The sequence below is a fragment of the Shinella sp. 1A1 genome (assembly GCF_055379515.1).
In genome coordinates, this window is sequence record NZ_AP039672.1 from 186,610 (window position 1) to 202,570 (window position 15,961).

A 15,961-nucleotide genomic window follows, 5' to 3' on the forward strand; every position below is an offset into this window, starting at 1 on the left:
TCTTTGGCATGCGCCTTGCAGGGTTCGTTGCGGGAGGCCCGGCCTGTCGTCTGCATGGAGGATGCGGGCGTTTTGCCGGGTGCGGGGGAAATCGTTCCTCTCCCTGTCGCGACATCTGCGCATCGGGACGATGCGTTGCGGAGGAGAAACATGACTGTATCGACCGAAACCTATGCCGGCGGTTATTCCGGCAGCATCCTTGACCGGGAGCGCATCGTCGCCCGGCCCGGTTTCAATCGCTGGCTCGTTCCGCCGGCTGCGCTCGCCATCCATCTGTGCATCGGCATGGCCTATGGCTTCAGCGTGTTCTGGCTGCCGCTGTCCAAGGCGATTCCGGGCGCTGCCGATGGGACCTGCGCGGATATCAATCTCCTGTCCGCGCTCGTCACCACGAGCTGCAACTGGCGGGTTGCCGATCTCGGCTGGATCTACACGCTGTTCTTTGTGCTCCTTGGCTGTTCGGCCGCCATCTGGGGCGGATGGCTGGAGCGCGTCGGCCCGCGCAAGGCGGGTTTCGTCTCGGCCTGCTGCTGGTGCGGCGGCATTGCTGTCGCAGCCGTCGGCGTCATGACGCACCAGCTCTGGCTGATGTGGCTCGGCGCCGGCGTCATCGGCGGTATCGGCCTCGGGCTTGGCTATATCTCGCCGGTCTCCACTCTGATCAAGTGGTTCCCGGACCGGCGCGGCATGGCGACCGGCATGGCGATCATGGGCTTTGGCGGCGGAGCGATGATCGGCGCGCCGCTCGCCAATCTCCTGATGAACGTCTTCAAGAGCGATATGTCCGCCGGCGTCTGGCAGACCTTCCTCGTCATGGCGGCGATTTATTTTTGCTTCATGATGGGGGGCGCCTTCGGCTACCGCATCCCGCCGGCCGGCTGGCGGCCCGAGGGCTGGACGCCGCCGGCGGCCAAGTCGACCATGGTCACCGCCCGCCATGTCCATCTGCGCGACGCGCACAAGACCGCGCAGTTCTGGCTGATCTGGCTCGTCCTCTGCCTCAACGTCTCCGCCGGTATCGGTGTGATCGGCATGGCTTCGCCGATGCTGCAGGAAATCTTCGGCGGTCGCCTCATCGGCCAGCCGGAACTCAGCTTCGGCCAGCTCGACACGGACCAGAAGGCGGCCATTGCCGCCATCGCGGCGGGCTTTACCGGCCTTCTGTCGCTCTTCAACATCGGCGGGCGCTTCTTCTGGGCCTCGCTGTCCGACCAGATCGGCCGCAAGAACACCTATTACACCTTCTTCATCCTCGGTATCGTTCTTTATGCCCTGGCGCCGACGCTGGCGGATATGGGCAGCAAGGCGTTCTTCGTGCTGGCCCTTGGCATCATCCTGTCGATGTATGGTGGTGGTTTCTCTACCGTTCCCGCCTATCTCGCCGACATATTCGGCACGCAGTTCGTGGGAGCCATCCACGGCCGCCTGCTGACGGCCTGGGCGACGGCCGGCATCGTAGGTCCGGTCGTCGTCAACTATATCCGCGAGGCGCAGATCTCCGCCGGTGTGGAGCCGGGCCCGGCGCTTTATACCGGAACGATGTATATCCTGGCGGGCATGCTGGCACTCGGTTTCATCGCCAATCTTCTGGTACGCCCGCTCGCCGACAAGTGGTTCATGTCTGACGAGGAGGTCGCTTCGCTACAAGCCAAATCCGCGGCGGCAAGTGTCGGTCCGAGCGGTTCGTTCGGCATCGGCACGGGCGGCCTCGATGCCAAGGCGGTGCTTGCCTGGGCTGCCGTCGGCATTCCGCTGCTCTGGGGTATCTGGGTAACGCTGAAAAACACGGCGGCACTGTTCTAGAGTTCCAGTAAAACCGCTGCGCACTTTTGCTGAAAGTGCTCTGAGGATACTGGCTACAGTCCCGGCCATTGGCCGGGGCTGATGGAGGATCGATCTGGCAGGAATTTGCCAGATCCCGGCTTGGTTCGGCAATAAAATGCCGTTCGGACCGGAAGGGCCCGACCGAAGCCGGACCTGCCTTGGAATGACGTCGCGGAAGGGCTGCGCGTGCAGTTGCGGAATCGGGCGGAGTTCGCTCTCCTCCTCGTTCAGGGTGGAGCGGGCGCGGAAGAGCCTCGCAATCTTGCCGGCGAAGAACAGGTCTGGGAGCAACACGCCGACGAGAACGCCCTTTGCAAGGTCGTGTATACCGACCACAGTGGCCATCGTCGCCGGCGTCACGATCGGCGCAGGTTCAGGATCGAGCACCAGGAAAACGTGCCGATCGATATGTTGTCTGGCCGATCGGCGGCCAGAAGAGCCACTCGGAGTTTTACCAGATCCGGGAAACGAAGCCGTTATAGAAAATGTTGCGCGCGGCTCAACACCGTTCCGCCTTTCCACATGCATCGGGGCGCATTCATGCGCTTGGCGGAATTTCTTCCTGTCCCTTCTCCGCTGCCCGCCGCGCCCGGATGGCCGCGGCGATGAAGACGCGCGAGAGCCCATGGTAAAGCGGTTCGCGCGAGAGGATGCGCGACGTCAGGTAGCCGAGCATCGCAACGGCCATGATGGGGATCACGGCCTCGTGGTCGCCGGTCATTTCGAGGATGATGACGAAGGCGGTCATCGGCGCCTGTACGACGCCGGCGAAGTATCCCGCCATGCCGAGCACCGCCGAAAGGGCGATGCTCGTGCCGAGGAGCGAGCCAAGCGTGCTGCCGAGGCCGGCCCCGACCGAAAGCGATGGTGCGAAGATGCCGCCGGGTATGCCTGAAAGCATGGAGAGGAAGCCGGCTGCGAACTTTTCAAGGAAGAAAAGCAGCGGCAGGGCTTCGCCCTGCACGGCGCCCTTGGCCTGCTCGTAGCCTGTGCCGAAGGTCTTGCCGCCGGAGATGACGCCGATGGCGGCGATGGCAAGGCCACAGCAGAGCGCCAGCAGCACCATGCGCTTCATCGGCGCCGGCTGCGCCCAGCGGCGGATGCGCTGGCCGAAATGCAGCGCCATGCCGCTGAAGGCGGCGCCGAGCGCACCGCCGCCGATGCCGCAGGCCAGAACGAGCCCCCAGTCCCGCATGCTTAGCGGTGCGACGGAGGTGGAGCCGAAATAATGATAGCTGCCGGAAAGGCCGAGCGCGGCGAGGCCTGAGAGGATGACGGCGGCGAGAACGATGCCATTGGTGCGGGCCTCGTAGGTGCGGCCCATCTCCTCGATGGCGAAGACGATGCCGGCGAGCGGCGTGTTGAAGGCGGCGGCGATGCCGGCGGCCGAACCCGCGAGGATCAGGCCGCGCGCCTGCGCCATGCCGCCGAAGCGGGCGACTGCCAACATGATCGACGCGCCGACCTGCACGGTCGGGCCCTCGCGGCCGATGGAGGCGCCGGAGAAGAGGCCGAGCACGGTCAGGAGGATCTTGCCGAAAGCGATACGCAGCGAGAGCAGCCTGCCGCGATCCTCGTCATCTTTGAGATGCCGCGCGGCGATCGCCTGCGGAATGCCGCTGCCCTGTGCGTTCGGGAAGAAACGGATCGCAAGATAGGCGGAGAGGGCGAAGCCCGCCGGCGTCAGAAGCAGCGGCAGGAGAAAGCTCCATTCCGTCGCTGTCGTCAGGCGGCTGAACCCATGCTGCGCCAGGTCGGCCAGCTTGGCGAAGCCGACGCTGATCACCCCGGTCGCCAGCGCCCCGCACCAGAAGACGAGCCGCGGGCGCCAGAGGGAGAAAGAACCCCAGAAAACGCGGGATCGGCGGAGCAGCTTGGATTTTCTGTAGAAGTTGGGCATTCTCGACTTCAGGGATCGTGGTTGGAAGAACCGGACGGGCAGCCGATTTCATGCAAATCCCAGTACCCTGTCCAGTCCTTCATGCCGTTCTCGCCAATTTCCTGCGCCGCAAATGCCTTCCCTTGTCGCCTCGCCGGGGCTGGTTGAGCATATCTGGTCCCGTTGAGGGCCCTGCGATTGGAAAATCCGGCCCGGTTTGCTCGAAGGGATTCGTTCATGCCGGCACCCTTGAAAGAACCTGAAGGTCGCTGCCGGTTGGGCTCTGGAATACACGCAAGCCGAATTCCGGAAGGATCGCGAACAGGTGGTCGAAGATGTCCGACTGGGTGCCTTCGTATCTGGCCCAGGCCGTGGTGTTGGCGAAGCAATAGATTTCCAGTGGCAGGCCTTCGGGCTGGGGCGGGAGCTGACGCACCATGATCGTCATGCCCTGATGGACGCCGGGATGATTGCGCAGATAATCCTCCACATAGGCGCGGAAGGTGCCGACATTGGTGGCGCGGCGCGTATTGGCGGGAATGCGGGCACGCTCGCCGAGCCTGCCGTTCCATTCGGACAGCTCCTCCTGCTTGTGCTTGAGATAGGTTTCCAGCCGGTCGAGCCTGGAAAGCCTTTCCTCCTCCTCGGTGTCGAGGAAGCGGATGCTCGTCTGGTCCAGATGGAGCGCGCGCTTGATGCGCCGGCCGCCCGCTTCCTGCATGCCGCGCCAGTTCTTCACCGGCTCGGTCACGAGCTTGCGGATGGGGATCGTGGTCACGGTCTTGTCGAAGTTCTGCACCTTGACGGTGTGAAGGGCGATCTCGACGATGTCGCCGTCGGCATTCTGGCCGGGCATCTCGATCCAGTCGCCGACACGCACCATGTCCGTGGAGGATATCTGGATGCCGGCTACCAGCGACAGCAGCGTGTCCTGGAAGACCAGGATGAGGACGGCGGCCATCGCGCCGAGGCCGGACAACAGGATCAGCGGCGAGCGATCTATCAGCGTGGCGATCATCAGGAGCGCGGCGATGACGTAGACCGCGATCTTGACGACCTGGATATAGCCCTTGATCGGCTTCAGCCGCGCGTCGGGACGGCGGTGATAGGTGGTGTCGACGATGTTGAGGGCCGCGCTGATGGCCATGGCGACCGTCAGGATCATGAAGGCGCTGGAGACGTTACGCACCACGACGACGACGAAGGCCGGCAGATTGGGCACGAGCGCGATGCCCGCCGAGACGACGAGCGCTGGCATGACGTTGGCAAGCCTCTCGATCAGGCCATGCCGGCGTAGTTCCGGGTCGCGGCCATAGGCGGTGAAGGCAAGCACGCGGTTGAGCGTACGCACCAGCAGTGCCTTCACCACATAATTGGCGAACAGCGCGGCAAAGCCGAGAGCGAGAAGCGCTATCCCGGTCGTGAGGATCGGGTGGATATCGGCAAAGTTTGAAATCATCGTCACTCCTGAACGTCTGTGCGGCGCCCCTTGCGGAGCCTGCCGCTGAAAGGAATTGTACCGGCTGCGCAACGCTTCGGCGTCTTCTTCGACCGGCCAAAAAGGGGCTTCAGGCGGCCTTCAATGCGACACCGGGCGTGGCGTCTTTGCCTTCCGGGCGAATATTCCCGAAAGGTGTGAAGGTCGGCGCGATGCAGAATAGGGATGAGTTTTTCCCTGCAGATGAAAGAAACAATCCGAAAAAATCTGCGGATTCTGGCCGATACCAATTGAAAATCCATGTCGCGAAACACTGGAAGAGTGATACTTTAAAGACAAAGAGAGCGATTGATCCGTTCGATGCTTTGATAGCGTTCTGTCCAATCTCTATCATCGGCGTTTCCTTTCGCTTTTTGTCCATAGGCATATTCGGACACATTCCTCCGGTCGGGATCAATACGTTCTTATTCCACGAATTGCCGGACAGGGCAAATCTGTGATGAAAAACAGTGCGGGCGGCCTGCATCGCTCCGGGGCGACTGGCCGCGCTGCTCGGGTGGCGGACGCGGCGTGCTACGCACCCGACAGGAAACCAGGCACCCAGCGCCGTGATTGTTCCGGTCATCGATCGGTATGCAGGCGTTATAAAACCGCAACCTTAGGGGCGGCCGCGTCAGGGCTGCGTACCAGCTTCTTGTTTACGCTCCGCAAAACAGTTGGCCGGACGGCCCCGCGATGTTGCGCCGGACGTTGAACGGGCGTCTAAGGAAACAGGCAGTCGCCTTGCGTTTGGCGATGACGAGCACTCCGCGCCCGTCATCCCGGGCGTCGGACCCGGCGAACAATCATCGCATCCAGCGACAGCAGCCCCGGGCCCCGTGCGGCGATGAACAGCAGGCAGACGGCCCAGGTGCCATGCGTCGGCCATGCGTCGGGATAGACGAAGATCTCGATCACCAGCGTCATGCCCAGAAGCGCCAGCGCCGACAGCCGGCTTGCAAGGCCGATGACCAGCAGGACCGGGAAGACATGTTCGGCAAGGGCCGCAAGATGGGCGGCGAGCCACGGATCGATGAGGGGCAGCTTGTACTCGTTCTCAAAGAGATAGAGCGCATTATCGGAGAGCATCCAGCCGTTCACCTTCGTCTGGCCGGATTGCCAGAAGACGGCGGCGATCGAGAGCCGGGCAACCAGTGCGATGAGATCGTTCGGGATGCGGTCGAGTGCAGCAATGACCTGTCCGCCGAGACCTTGCGGCGCGGAAGTTACAGGGCCAGACATCGTGTCGGTCTTCATGGAACGTCCTCCTTGAATGTCGTGAATGCGCCGGAACGGAGCAGGATGGCGAGCGCTTCGGCGAGATCGAAGCCGTTATCGTCCAAAGCCGCGGCCGCTTGCGCGAGGTTCGCTTCTGCGGCGAGGCGGCGGAAGAACCGCGCGCCGGCCGGCGGCAGGGGAATAACTTCGACGGCAAGGCGCGGGCGAACGATGAGCGCATGCTCTCCTTGCCAGGGGTCTATCGGGCCGAGCGGCTTCTCGCCGGCATTCATCGCCCAGATCGTCACCATGGGATGGGGTGAGGAGAGGATGGACAGCGCGGGGTGCGGTACGAGAACGAGGCTGTCGAGCCGGGCCGGATCGATCGCCGCCAGCGCCGCCGGATCGAGCGGTCGCGCGTTGGCCGCGTGATAGGCACGTCCGCGCGCCACTTCGAGACGCATCACATCGGGCAGATAGGCCAGCGGCCGTGCAGGCTCGAAAGCCGCTGCGAAGTCCGGAAAATCGTCGCCATAGGCGAGTAGCACCGGCGAGTGTGGCGGATGGTCTTTTATGAAGTCCGCTGCCATGGCCCGGAAGAAATCCGCCCCGACGATGCTTTCCGCCGCGGGAAAGCGCGAGGCCAGGGCACCCGCGAGGCTTGCCTTGACATTGTTGCGATAGACGTCGTAGCGGCGCTGCGGCACGGCTTCGTTCCATGCCACTAGGCCGTCGGGCGGCGAGCTTGCTCCGAAAAGTCCGGCCGCAAAGGCGTTCTGGGTGATCTCTGACATGGTCAGGCCGCTCTCTGCCGTGCGGCATTGTCGAGCATGCGCTGCGCCGAGACCACTTCTTCGCGCAGCACCGGCCAGGCCGGCACGTCGTTGTCCCATTCGATGAGGCTTGCCACCGGCCCGATACGGCGAAGAACGGTCTGGTAAAGCGCCCAGACGGGGTCCTTCACCGGCGTGTCATGGCTGTCTATGAGCAAGGGCGCACCGAGATCGTCCACCGTTTCGGAATGGCCGCTGAGGTGGATTTCCCGCACGGCTTCGAGCGGGAAGCGTGCGACATAGGCGTCGGGATCGAGATTATGGTTCGTTGCGGCGACGAAGACGTTGTTGACGTCGAGCAGGAGGCCACAGCCGGTGCGCCGGACGATCTCGGCCAGGAAGGCGGTTTCTTCGATCGTACTTTCGGTAAAGAGCAGGTAAGTCGCGGGGTTTTCGAGCAGCATCTGCCGGCCCAGCGCCGACTGTACCTCGTCGATGTGATCGGCGACGCGGGCGAGCGTTTCCCCCGTATAGGGCAGGGGCAGGAGGTCGTTGAGAAAGACGCTGTCATGGGTCGACCAGGCGAGATGCTCGGAGAAGCTCTCCGGCTGGTAGCGGTCGCAGAGCGCCTTCAGCCGGGCGAGATGATCGCGGTCGAGCGGCTGCATGGAGCCGATGGAAAGGCCGACGCCGTGAATGGAGATGGCATGGTCCTCGCGCAGCTTGCCGAGCTGCACATGCGGCGGGCCGCCCGCGCCCATGTAGTTTTCCGCATGGACCTCGAAGAAGCCGATGGGCTGCGGCGCGGCGAGGATATCGGCGAAATGCTCGGGCTTGAAGCCGACGCCGGCACGGCGCGGAAGCGTGGAAGGGATCATGGCGGGACCTTTCTGAAGAGAGGTGACGGCGCCGGGCCGGCGCCGTCCGCTGCAGGGCTCGCGTCAGGCCGGGGCCGGGCCCTGTTCCAGCATGCCGTGCCCGTCGGGGGTCTTCATCGACATGCAGGTGCCCTTCGGAACCAGCTTGAAGGCGTTCTTCTGATAGTCGATCTTCGAGGTGCCGGCGCAGGTCGTGCCCGGGCCTGCGGCGCAGTCGTTCTGGCCCTTCATCGCGATGCCGTAGCACTTCTCCTTGGCGTCATCGGCGGCGGCGGGCGTGGCAATGGCGGCAAGCGCGGAAGCGAGCGAACCGGCAAGGGCGAGGGTGGCGATCGTGGTCTTCATTCTCTGTCTCCGTTTTGGGGCCAGCCGCAATTGGCTGTGCAGGATCGGCTACGGAGGGAGGGAGATGGCTCGTTACAGCGGGGCCTATCGATTTTTCACGAAAGCCTTGACGATGGATCGATCTGTTTAAGAAAAAATCCTTTTGTATCAGCTGTTTGGGCGTTCCGTGCATTTCTCGCTGCACGCGCGGTAACAAATTCGTGTCTCCCGGCGTAGGGTAGGCAGCAGTGAAACAGTCGGCGCGCGAAGAGGAATGGGCAGCATGGCTGCGCCTTGCCATGAAGGGCGAGACGCAGGCCTATAGCCGTTTCCTCGTGGCGGTAACGCCGTATCTGCGCGCCATGGCGCGGCGGCGTTGCGACCAGTACGGCGCACCGGCGAGCGAGGCGGAGGATGTCGTGCAGGAGGTGCTGCTCGCCATCCACCTCAAGCGCGGCACATGGGACCCCGCCCGACCGCTCGGCCCCTGGTTGACGACCATCGTGCGCAACAAGCTGGTCGACAGCCTGCGGCGCCGTGGTCGACACGGCAATGTGCCGCTGGAGGATGTTGCGGATTTTCTGGAAGCGGAGGACGAGACGCACGAGGCTGCCGACCGGCTCGATGCGAAGACCATGCTCGACCGGCTGAGGGATCCGCAGCGCGACATCGTGCGCTCGATTTCCCTGGAAGGTGCGAGCGTCAGGGAGACGGCGGAGAGGTTGAAGATGACGGAGGTCGCGGTGCGCGTATCCCTCCACCGGGCGCTGAAATCGCTGGCGGCCCTTTATCGGAGCGAATGACATATGAAGACCGACGACCTGATCACCCTGATGACGCAAGATGCATCTGTCGACCTGCGCTACGGTCGGGCGCTTGCACTTACGCTCGGGACGGGCACTGTCTTTTCCGCGGTGCTGCTGATCGTCACGATCGGCCTGCGGCACGACATGGCGAGTGTCTTCGAGACGGTGCGTGTCTTCTTCAAGATCAGCGTTACCTTGGTGCTCGCCGTCCTTGCAGCCCGGCTTGCCATGCGCATCGGCCGGCCGGGGGCGGAGACGCGTTTCCCCGCTCTCCTGCTCGGCGTGCCCCTTGCCATGGTCGCTGTCGCCGTCATCATCGAACTCACCACGCTGCCGGTTGATGCTTGGCGGACGAGTCTCGTCGGACGCAACGCGCTGTTCTGTCTGTTCTTCGTGCCGGTCCTGTCGCTTGCGCCCTTGGCGGGCCTGTTCTGGGCGCTGAAAAAAGGCGCACCCGAAAATCCGATGGCGGCCGGTGCCGCTGCCGGCCTTGCGGCAAGCGCAATTGCCGCAGCAATTTACGCCTGGCATTGCCCTGACGACAGCCCACTCTTTCTCGCCACCTGGTACACGATCGCCATCGCCGGCGTGACCGTCGCAGGCGCACTGCTTGGCCGGCGATTGTTGCGCTGGTAAATCGCGAACCGAGCTGGCGTGTGATCAGCGAAAGGCTGTGACATCACAGGTATAGCAGGCTTTCTGCAATCGTAGTGTTAGACAGATTTCTGCCGGTGTCTTCATCGTGCAGGACTGGCAGGACGACACGGTCTTCAAGGACCTGCGCATCCAGGCGCGCGCCGCGGCGTGTATCTCCGTCGCGCTCCTCAAGGGCGAACCGCTTCCGAAAGACCTGATGAACACGAGCTTCGACAATGGCGGCAATGTCATCCCCGGCGCCTCGCTGCCGGTGCCCTCGGCTAGAACCCTTCAAGCGCTGCGGTGCCGCGCCATCAGCTTTGCCTGCAGCACGACGACGACGAGCAGGAAGGCGCCCCGGATGACGGATTGCCAGTAGGCGGAGAGCGAGATCCAGCCGAGGCCGTTTTCGAAGTTGAGGATGTTGAAGACCATGGCGAGGAGCAGGGCGCCGGCGAGCGTCGCGCCGACGGAGCCCGAGCCGCCGGTGAGCAGCGTGCCGCCCACCACGACGGAGGCGATGGCGAAGAGCTCCCAGCCCACGCCCTCCGTCGGCTGGCCCGCGCCGAACTGCGCGGCGAGGATGACGCCGGCAAGGCCGGCGAGCGTGCCGGAGGCGAGATAGACGGCGGCCAGCGTGCGCTCGACCTTGAGGCCCATCAGGCCGGCCGTCGCCTCGCCGTCGCCGATGGCGAGGATATGGCGGCCGACCGGCAGCTTCTCCAGCACCAGCCAGCCGAGGACATAGGCGGCGATGCCGATCCAGGCGGGGATGGGAAAGCCCAGGAAATCGTCCTGGCCGATGGTGGTGAAGCCGCTGTCGTAGGAGACGGAGACCGACTGGTTGTCGGCAAGCAGCAGCCCTGTGCCATAGGCCGCCAGCATGGTCGCGAGCGTGGCGATGAAGGGCTGGATGCGCATCTTCGTGATGATGAAGCCGTTCAGCGCGCCGACGGCGAGGCCCGCCGCCATGCCGCCGAGGAGGCCGGCCGCCCAGTGATAGGGCGACAGAAGGGCCGCCACCACGCTTGCCATCGCCGCCGTGCCGCCGACCGAAAGATCGATACCGCCGGTGATGATGACGAAGGCCATGCCGAGCGCGATCAGCGCGAACATGGAATTGTAGCGCAGGAAGCTGAGGATATTGAACGATGACAGGAAGTTGTCGTAGCGCAGCGCGCCGAACAGGATGAGGCCGGCGAGCGCGAGAATGACGCCGGCGCGGGCGAGATCGCCCGAGGACTTGATGGCGAAAGGGCGGAGGAGGGCGTGCATGATGGGTCTCCTCAATGCCTGTCGGCGCGCTGCTGGATGAAGACGGCGAGCACGATGAGCCCCGCCTTGACGATGAGGGCGGCGGCATCCGGCACGCCATTGGCGAGCAGCGTGTAGCGCACGAGCTGGATGACGAAGGCGCCGATGACGGTGCCGACGATGTTGGCCCGCCCGCCCGTCAGGAGCGTACCGCCGACGGCGACGGCCGCGATGGCGTCGAGCTCCATGCCGAGGCCGACGAGATTGGCGTCGCTCGCCGAATTGCGCGCGACAACGACGAGGCCGGCAAGCCCGGCCAGCGCCCCGCTGATCATGTAGACCAGCAGTTTGACGCGCTTGACCGGAATGCCCGTCAGCCGCGCCGCCTTCTCGTTGCCGCCGACGGCAATGATCTGGCGGCCGATGACGGTATAGCGGATCATGGCGGAGGCGAGCGCGACGATGACGATCATCAGCACGACCTGCGCCGGAATGCCGGCGACGCGGCCCATGGCGATGAACTGGAATCCTTCGTTCCTGAAGACCTGCAGATTGCCGTTGGTCATGACCTGCGCGATGCCGCGGCCGGCGATGAACAGCACCAGCGTCGCGATGATCGGCTGGATCGAGAAACGGGTCACGAGCAGCCCGTTGAACAGGCCGAACAGGCCGGCCACCGCGACCGGGATGACGAAGGCGAGCGCCACGGCGAAGGCCATGTTCTCCACCTGCCAGAACTGGCCCATGAAGATCATCGGCGCCAGCGCCCCCGATATCGCCATCAGCGAGCCGACCGAAAGGTCGATGCCGCCGGTGGCGATGACCAGCGTCATGCCGGTGGCGACGATGACGATGGTGGCGACCTGCGTGAGGTTCACGTTCAGCGTCTGCCAGGACAGGAAGTTCGGTGTCACCGCGATGTTGAAGACGATGAGCGCCAGGAAGGCGACGAAGGTGCCGTAGCGGCTCGCCAGCGAAAACAGCCGGCCGCCCGATGAGAGCGTGCCCGACGGCTGCGGGGCGGGGGTCTCGATCGTCGTCATGTCATTTCACCTGACGCGTCCACCTGATGGGCCATGGCCGAAAGCAGCGCCGCCTCGCTCAGTTCCCTGCGCGGCAGGGTCGTGACCGATGTGCCGTCACTGAGCACGGTGACGCGGTCGGCGGCGGCGAGAAGCTCCTCCAGCTCGGAGGAGATCATCAGCACGCTGAGGCCCTCGTCGGCGAGGCTGCGCAGGAGCTTGAGGATTTCCGACTTCGCGCCGATATCGATGCCGCGGGTCGGCTCGTCGATGATGAGGACACGCGGATCGGTGGCCAGCCACCGGGCAAGCAGCACCTTCTGCTGGTTGCCGCCGGAGAGTTCCTTGATCGGCTGATCGGGCGAGGCGCATTTGACGCCGAGCGCCCGGATGTAGCGGGTGACGATCTCGTTCTGCCGCGCGCGGTCGACGATGCCGGCCTTCTTCAGCTTCGGCAGCAGCGCCAGCGTCATGTTCTCGCGGATGCTCATGTCGGGCACGATGCCGTCGATCTTGCGGTCCTCGGAAACGAGGCCGATGCCATCGGCGATCGCATCCGCCGGCTCGCGATAGGCGCGCTCCCGTCCGTCCATGCGGATGGTGCCACGCTGCATCCTGTCCGCGCCGAAGACGAGGCGGGCGGTCTCCGTGCGGCCGGAGCCGAGCAGGCCCGCAAGGCCCGAGATCTCGCCCTCGCGGACGTCGAGGCTCACGTCGCGCACGCGCACGCCCGCGCCGGCATGCTCGACGGAAAGGCGGACGGGCCGGTCGGGCACGTCTCCGTCCGGCGCCATCGCCTGGAAGGCGGCGAGCTCCTTGCCGAGCATGTGGCGCACCAGCGCCATCTTCGGCATGTCGGCCATCGGGCTTTTCGCCACCGTCTGGCCGTCCCGCATGATCGTCACGCGGTCGCAGATCGCGTAGAGTTCGTCCAGCCGGTGGCCGATGAAGATGACGGCCACGCCGGAGCGCTTCAGCGTGCGGATCGTCTCGAAGAGCACCGCGACCTCCCGCTCGTCGAGCGAGGAGGTCGGCTCGTCCATGATGACGAGGCGGGCGTTCTGCGTGACCGCGCGGGCGATCGCCACCATCTGCCGGGTCGCGGCATCGAAATGCGCGACGGGACGGTCGACGTCGATGGAAAGATTGAAGGTCTTCAGCACCGCCTCCGCGCCGCGCCGCATGGCGGCGTGGTCGATCAGGCCGAAGCGCCTGGGTTCGCGGGAGAGGTAGATGTTCTCCGCCACCGAGCGCTGCGGGGCGAGGTTGATTTCCTGGTAGATCGTTGCGATGCCGGCGGACTGGGCCTGCGCGGGCATGGAGAAGTCGACCTCCCCGCCGTCGAAGGTGATGCTGCCTTCGTCGCGGCGATAGACGCCGGTGAGGATCTTGATCAGCGTGGATTTTCCCGCGCCGTTCTGGCCGACCAGCGCCATGACCTCCGCCGGCTCGACGTCGAGCGAGGCGGATTTCAGCGCGGCAACGCCAGCGAACGCCTTGGAAATGCCCTGCATGGACAGAAGCATCGGTTCCTCCTCTATCCCACCCATGACGAACCTACACCCGAACCGGCGGAAGATCGCTCGAAAACGGCCGAGACGGTGGTGCCGCCCCGGCCGCATATGGCTTGGGAGTTTCGATCAGTAGGCGCCGTCGAGTTCCGCGGCCGCGTTGGACGCGTCGTAGAACTTGTCGTCGTTGACGAGGATCGGGTCGATGGCCTCGCCCTTGGCGTAGCGCTGCATCGTCTCGAACGCCTTCGGCCCGAAGCGCGGGTTGCACTCGACGACGGCCGCGATCTTGCCGTCGACCACCGCCTGCACGGCTTCCTTGCCGCCATCGATGGAGAGCACCAGCACATCCTTGCCCGGCACCTTGCCGGCCGCTTCCAGCGCCGCGATGGCGCCCATCGCCATCTCGTCGTTGTGAGCGTAGATGATGTCGGCATCCGGATGCGCCTGAAGCAGCGCCTCTGCCACCTGGCGGCCCTTGTCGCGGGCGAAGTCGCCGGTCTGCGAGGCGACGATCTCGAAGCCGCCGGCCGCCTGGATGGCTTCGTCGAAGCCTTTCTTGCGGTCGTTGGCCGGCGACGAGCCTGTCGTGCCTTCCAGCTCGATGATCTTCGACTTGCCATTGGCGTTCTTGGCGAGCCATTCGGCGATGCGCTTGCCTTCCTCGACGAAGTTCGAGCCGATGAAGGTCAGGTAGTCCTCGCCGGCCTTGGCGAGCGAGGGATCGACCGAGCGGTCGAGCAGGATGACCGGGATGCCGGCCTTCTTGGCGGCCATGACGGCCGGGATCAGCGGCTTTTCCTCGCGCGGGGCGAGGAAGATGACGTCGACGCCCTGGGCGATCATCGAGTTGACGTCGGCGACCTGCTTGGCGGCCGAGCCGGCGGCGTCGGTATAGACGAGCTGGTAGCCGAGCTTCTCGGCCTCGGCCTTCATGCTGTTCGTCTGGGCGATGCGCCAGGGATTGTTGGATTCGGTCTGCGCGAAGCCCACCTTGTAGGTGTCCTTCTGTGCGAGCTTCGGCACTTCGGCGATTGCGATGCCGGCGACGGCAAGCGCGCCGATGGCCGTTGCCGCAAGCATGAAGGTGCGACGGGACATGGATGTCATGAGCGGTTTCTCCTCCCAGGTTCTGGCCGGTGCTCCTCTACCGGACGTGAGCAAATTCCTGCTTCACATGTGCAAATCTTGCGCTAATAATATTAGCAGTCAAGAGCCAAAATTATGAGCACTTGCAAAAAGTCCGTGTGCAGTGCAAAGCACGTCGAGGGCAGGGAGCGACGCATGGCAAGAGGAAACGGGCGCAATTCGGACAGGCAGGGCAGCGGACGCCCGACCATGACGGATATCGCGCGCATTGCCGGCGTTTCGCAGTCCAGCGTTTCGCTCGTGCTCAATGAGATGTCGGGTTCGCGCATCTCGCCCGAAACGCAGCAGAAGGTGCGCGAGGCTGCTCATAAAATAGGTTATAAATTACCCGCAACGCGCGGTCCTGTCGCCGCCGCGCCCGCCGTCGAGAAGGATACCATAGCCTTCATCGTCGATGAAATCTCCACCAGCCCCCATCCCGTCGTCAGCCTCGACGGCATCCGTGACCATGCCTTCGAGCAGGGGCTGCTCGTTTCCGCCCATGCCACGCGCTCCAATCCGGATCTGGAAGCGGCCGTGCTGCGCTCGGTGCTGCGCGACCCGTCGATCGCCGGCGTCATCTATGCGACGATCTTCACGCGCAAGGTCTCGGTGCCCAAGGCGCTGAAATCCATCCCGACCGTCCTCCTCAACTGCTACTGCGAGCCGCGCCAGCATGTGGCAATCGTGCCGGGCGAGGTGGCGGGCGGTTTTGCCGCGACGGCGCATCTGACGTCGCTCGGCCACAAGCGCATCGGCTTCATCAATGGCGAGCCGTGGATGGATGCGGCGATGGATCGCCTCAAGGGCTACAAGCAGGCGCTCGCCACCGCCGACATCGCCTTCGACGAGAGCCTCGTGCGCGACGGCGACTGGCTGCCGCTGCGCGGCTACGAGGCGGGCCTCGATCTTCTTTCGCTGGATAATCCCCCGACGGCGATCTTCTGCGGCAACGACCTGATGGCCATCGGCGTCATGGAGGCGGCGCAGGAAAAGGGGCTGCGCGTGCCGCACGACCTTTCCGTCATGGGCTACGACGACCAGGAACTTGCCCGCTACACCCACCCGCCGCTCTCGACGCTGGTGCTGCCGAACTACGAGATGGGCCAGAAGGCGGCCGAAATCCTCATCGACATGGCGATCCACGGCAAGCAGATGCGTCCCATGACCATCAAGGTCGACGGACCGCTGGTGGTGCGCGAAACCACGGGCGCCACCCGCAAAAGCTAGC

16 protein-coding genes, 1 pseudogene and 1 other annotated feature are annotated in these 15,961 nt (G+C 64.6%); of the genes and pseudogenes, 4 read left to right on the top strand and 13 right to left on the bottom strand.

Translation table 11 applies throughout. The features are described from left to right. The first annotated feature begins 150 nt into the window (after positions 1 to 150). Complete coding sequence (locus ACZ48C_RS17670) at positions 151 to 1,803, top strand: OFA family MFS transporter (protein ID WP_464783477.1); 1,653 nt, start codon at positions 151 to 153, stop codon at positions 1,801 to 1,803. Positions 1,804 to 2,034: 231 nt separating this feature from the next. On the opposite strand, the pseudogene ACZ48C_RS17675 reads toward ACZ48C_RS17670, so the two are convergent. The 9 genes and pseudogenes from ACZ48C_RS17675 to ACZ48C_RS17715 form a co-directional block, all read right to left on the bottom strand. Then, positions 2,035 to 2,234: pseudogene (locus ACZ48C_RS17675) on the bottom strand (sodium-independent anion transporter); the annotation flags it as partial. Beyond that, positions 2,234 to 2,289 (bottom strand) — a sequence feature (sul1 is cis-regulatory element that is thought to sense ions involved in sulfur or methionine metabolism; They are found in Alphaproteobacteria). (Overlaps the previous pseudogene by 1 nt.) A gap of 73 nt (positions 2,290 to 2,362) precedes the next feature. Next, positions 2,363 to 3,724 (bottom strand): chloride channel protein, encoded by a 1,362-nt coding sequence (locus tag ACZ48C_RS17680; RefSeq protein WP_464783478.1) that lies wholly within the window; start codon positions 3,722 to 3,724, stop codon positions 2,363 to 2,365. Between the two features lie 8 nt (positions 3,725 to 3,732). Then, positions 3,733 to 3,942, bottom strand: a complete 210-nt coding sequence (locus tag ACZ48C_RS17685; RefSeq protein ID WP_464783479.1) for a hypothetical protein — start codon at positions 3,940 to 3,942, stop codon at positions 3,733 to 3,735. Beyond that, on the bottom strand, positions 3,939 to 5,162 hold the full coding sequence (locus tag ACZ48C_RS17690; protein ID WP_464783480.1) for a mechanosensitive ion channel family protein: 1,224 nt from the start codon (positions 5,160 to 5,162) through the stop codon (positions 3,939 to 3,941). Before ACZ48C_RS17690 ends, ACZ48C_RS17685 begins: the two co-directional genes overlap by 4 nt. 109 nt (positions 5,163 to 5,271) lie before the next feature. Continuing rightward, the gene (locus ACZ48C_RS17695) at positions 5,272 to 5,766 is read right to left on the bottom strand and encodes a hypothetical protein (protein WP_464783481.1); all 495 of its coding nucleotides are present in this window, start codon (positions 5,764 to 5,766) and stop codon (positions 5,272 to 5,274) included. A gap of 191 nt (positions 5,767 to 5,957) precedes the next feature. Continuing rightward, the gene (locus ACZ48C_RS17700; RefSeq protein WP_464783950.1) at positions 5,958 to 6,422 is read right to left on the bottom strand and encodes a DoxX family protein; all 465 of its coding nucleotides are present in this window, start codon (positions 6,420 to 6,422) and stop codon (positions 5,958 to 5,960) included. Positions 6,423 to 6,433: 11 nt separating this feature from the next. Beyond that, positions 6,434 to 7,192 (bottom strand): HvfC/BufC family peptide modification chaperone, encoded by a 759-nt coding sequence (locus ACZ48C_RS17705; protein WP_464783482.1) that lies wholly within the window; start codon positions 7,190 to 7,192, stop codon positions 6,434 to 6,436. Positions 7,193 to 7,194: 2 nt separating this feature from the next. Next, entirely contained in the window at positions 7,195 to 8,049 is an 855-nt protein-coding gene (bufB, locus tag ACZ48C_RS17710; RefSeq protein ID WP_464783483.1) for an MNIO family bufferin maturase, read from the bottom strand. Between the two features lie 63 nt (positions 8,050 to 8,112). Beyond that, a complete protein-coding gene (locus ACZ48C_RS17715) occupies positions 8,113 to 8,394 on the bottom strand; it encodes a BufA1 family periplasmic bufferin-type metallophore (RefSeq protein WP_119254832.1) in 282 nt (93 codons plus the stop codon). A gap of 227 nt (positions 8,395 to 8,621) precedes the next feature. Between ACZ48C_RS17715 and ACZ48C_RS17720 the strand changes: the two genes are divergently transcribed. Both ACZ48C_RS17720 and ACZ48C_RS17725 read left to right on the top strand, forming a co-directional pair. Continuing rightward, a complete protein-coding gene (locus ACZ48C_RS17720; RefSeq protein WP_464783484.1) occupies positions 8,622 to 9,176 on the top strand; it encodes a sigma-70 family RNA polymerase sigma factor in 555 nt (184 codons plus the stop codon). A 3-nt stretch (positions 9,177 to 9,179) separates the two neighbouring features. Continuing rightward, positions 9,180 to 9,815: an NrsF family protein gene (locus ACZ48C_RS17725; protein WP_464783485.1), complete on the top strand. Its 636-nt coding sequence runs from the start codon at positions 9,180 to 9,182 to the stop codon at positions 9,813 to 9,815. Between the two features lie 291 nt (positions 9,816 to 10,106). Here ACZ48C_RS17725 and ACZ48C_RS17730 read toward each other — a convergent pair whose 3' ends face one another. The 4 genes from ACZ48C_RS17730 to ACZ48C_RS17745 form a co-directional block, all read right to left on the bottom strand. Next, positions 10,107 to 11,090: an ABC transporter permease gene (locus ACZ48C_RS17730; protein ID WP_464783486.1), complete on the bottom strand. Its 984-nt coding sequence runs from the start codon at positions 11,088 to 11,090 to the stop codon at positions 10,107 to 10,109. A gap of 11 nt (positions 11,091 to 11,101) precedes the next feature. Beyond that, entirely contained in the window at positions 11,102 to 12,112 is a 1,011-nt protein-coding gene (locus tag ACZ48C_RS17735) for an ABC transporter permease (protein ID WP_464783487.1), read from the bottom strand. Further along, a complete protein-coding gene (locus tag ACZ48C_RS17740; protein ID WP_464783488.1) occupies positions 12,109 to 13,617 on the bottom strand; it encodes a sugar ABC transporter ATP-binding protein in 1,509 nt (502 codons plus the stop codon). The genes ACZ48C_RS17735 and ACZ48C_RS17740 overlap by 4 nt, the downstream gene beginning before the upstream one ends. Before the next feature lie 114 nt (positions 13,618 to 13,731). Then, positions 13,732 to 14,712: an ABC transporter substrate-binding protein gene (locus ACZ48C_RS17745; RefSeq protein WP_464783489.1), complete on the bottom strand. Its 981-nt coding sequence runs from the start codon at positions 14,710 to 14,712 to the stop codon at positions 13,732 to 13,734. 174 nt (positions 14,713 to 14,886) lie between these two features. Here ACZ48C_RS17745 and ACZ48C_RS17750 point away from each other — a divergent pair, with 174 nt between their 5' ends. After that, positions 14,887 to 15,960, top strand: coding sequence for a LacI family DNA-binding transcriptional regulator (locus ACZ48C_RS17750; protein WP_424547891.1), 1,074 nt, complete (start codon positions 14,887 to 14,889; stop codon positions 15,958 to 15,960). Position 15,961 lies beyond the last annotated feature (1 nt).

What these genes read in the sequence shown, in the direction of transcription:
- ACZ48C_RS17670 (WP_464783477.1), top strand. Translation starts at nt 151, where the DNA reads ATGACTGTATCGACCGAAACCTATGCCGGCGGTTATTCCGGCAGCATC.
- ACZ48C_RS17680 (WP_464783478.1), bottom strand. Translation starts at nt 3,724, where the DNA reads ATGCCCAACTTCTACAGAAAATCCAAGCTGCTCCGCCGATCCCGCGTT.
- ACZ48C_RS17685 (WP_464783479.1), bottom strand. Translation starts at nt 3,942, where the DNA reads ATGAACGAATCCCTTCGAGCAAACCGGGCCGGATTTTCCAATCGCAGG.
- ACZ48C_RS17690 (WP_464783480.1), bottom strand. Translation starts at nt 5,162, where the DNA reads ATGATTTCAAACTTTGCCGATATCCACCCGATCCTCACGACCGGGATA.
- ACZ48C_RS17695 (WP_464783481.1), bottom strand. Translation starts at nt 5,766, where the DNA reads ATGACCGGAACAATCACGGCGCTGGGTGCCTGGTTTCCTGTCGGGTGC.
- ACZ48C_RS17700 (WP_464783950.1), bottom strand. Translation starts at nt 6,422, where the DNA reads ATGTCTGGCCCTGTAACTTCCGCGCCGCAAGGTCTCGGCGGACAGGTC.
- ACZ48C_RS17705 (WP_464783482.1), bottom strand. Translation starts at nt 7,192, where the DNA reads ATGTCAGAGATCACCCAGAACGCCTTTGCGGCCGGACTTTTCGGAGCA.
- bufB (WP_464783483.1), bottom strand. Translation starts at nt 8,049, where the DNA reads ATGATCCCTTCCACGCTTCCGCGCCGTGCCGGCGTCGGCTTCAAGCCC.
- ACZ48C_RS17715 (WP_119254832.1), bottom strand. Translation starts at nt 8,394, where the DNA reads ATGAAGACCACGATCGCCACCCTCGCCCTTGCCGGTTCGCTCGCTTCC.
- ACZ48C_RS17725 (WP_464783485.1), top strand. Translation starts at nt 9,180, where the DNA reads ATGAAGACCGACGACCTGATCACCCTGATGACGCAAGATGCATCTGTC.
- ACZ48C_RS17730 (WP_464783486.1), bottom strand. Translation starts at nt 11,090, where the DNA reads ATGCACGCCCTCCTCCGCCCTTTCGCCATCAAGTCCTCGGGCGATCTC.
- ACZ48C_RS17735 (WP_464783487.1), bottom strand. Translation starts at nt 12,112, where the DNA reads ATGACGACGATCGAGACCCCCGCCCCGCAGCCGTCGGGCACGCTCTCA.
- ACZ48C_RS17740 (WP_464783488.1), bottom strand. Translation starts at nt 13,617, where the DNA reads ATGCTTCTGTCCATGCAGGGCATTTCCAAGGCGTTCGCTGGCGTTGCC.
- ACZ48C_RS17745 (WP_464783489.1), bottom strand. Translation starts at nt 14,712, where the DNA reads ATGACATCCATGTCCCGTCGCACCTTCATGCTTGCGGCAACGGCCATC.
- ACZ48C_RS17750 (WP_424547891.1), top strand. Translation starts at nt 14,887, where the DNA reads ATGGCAAGAGGAAACGGGCGCAATTCGGACAGGCAGGGCAGCGGACGC.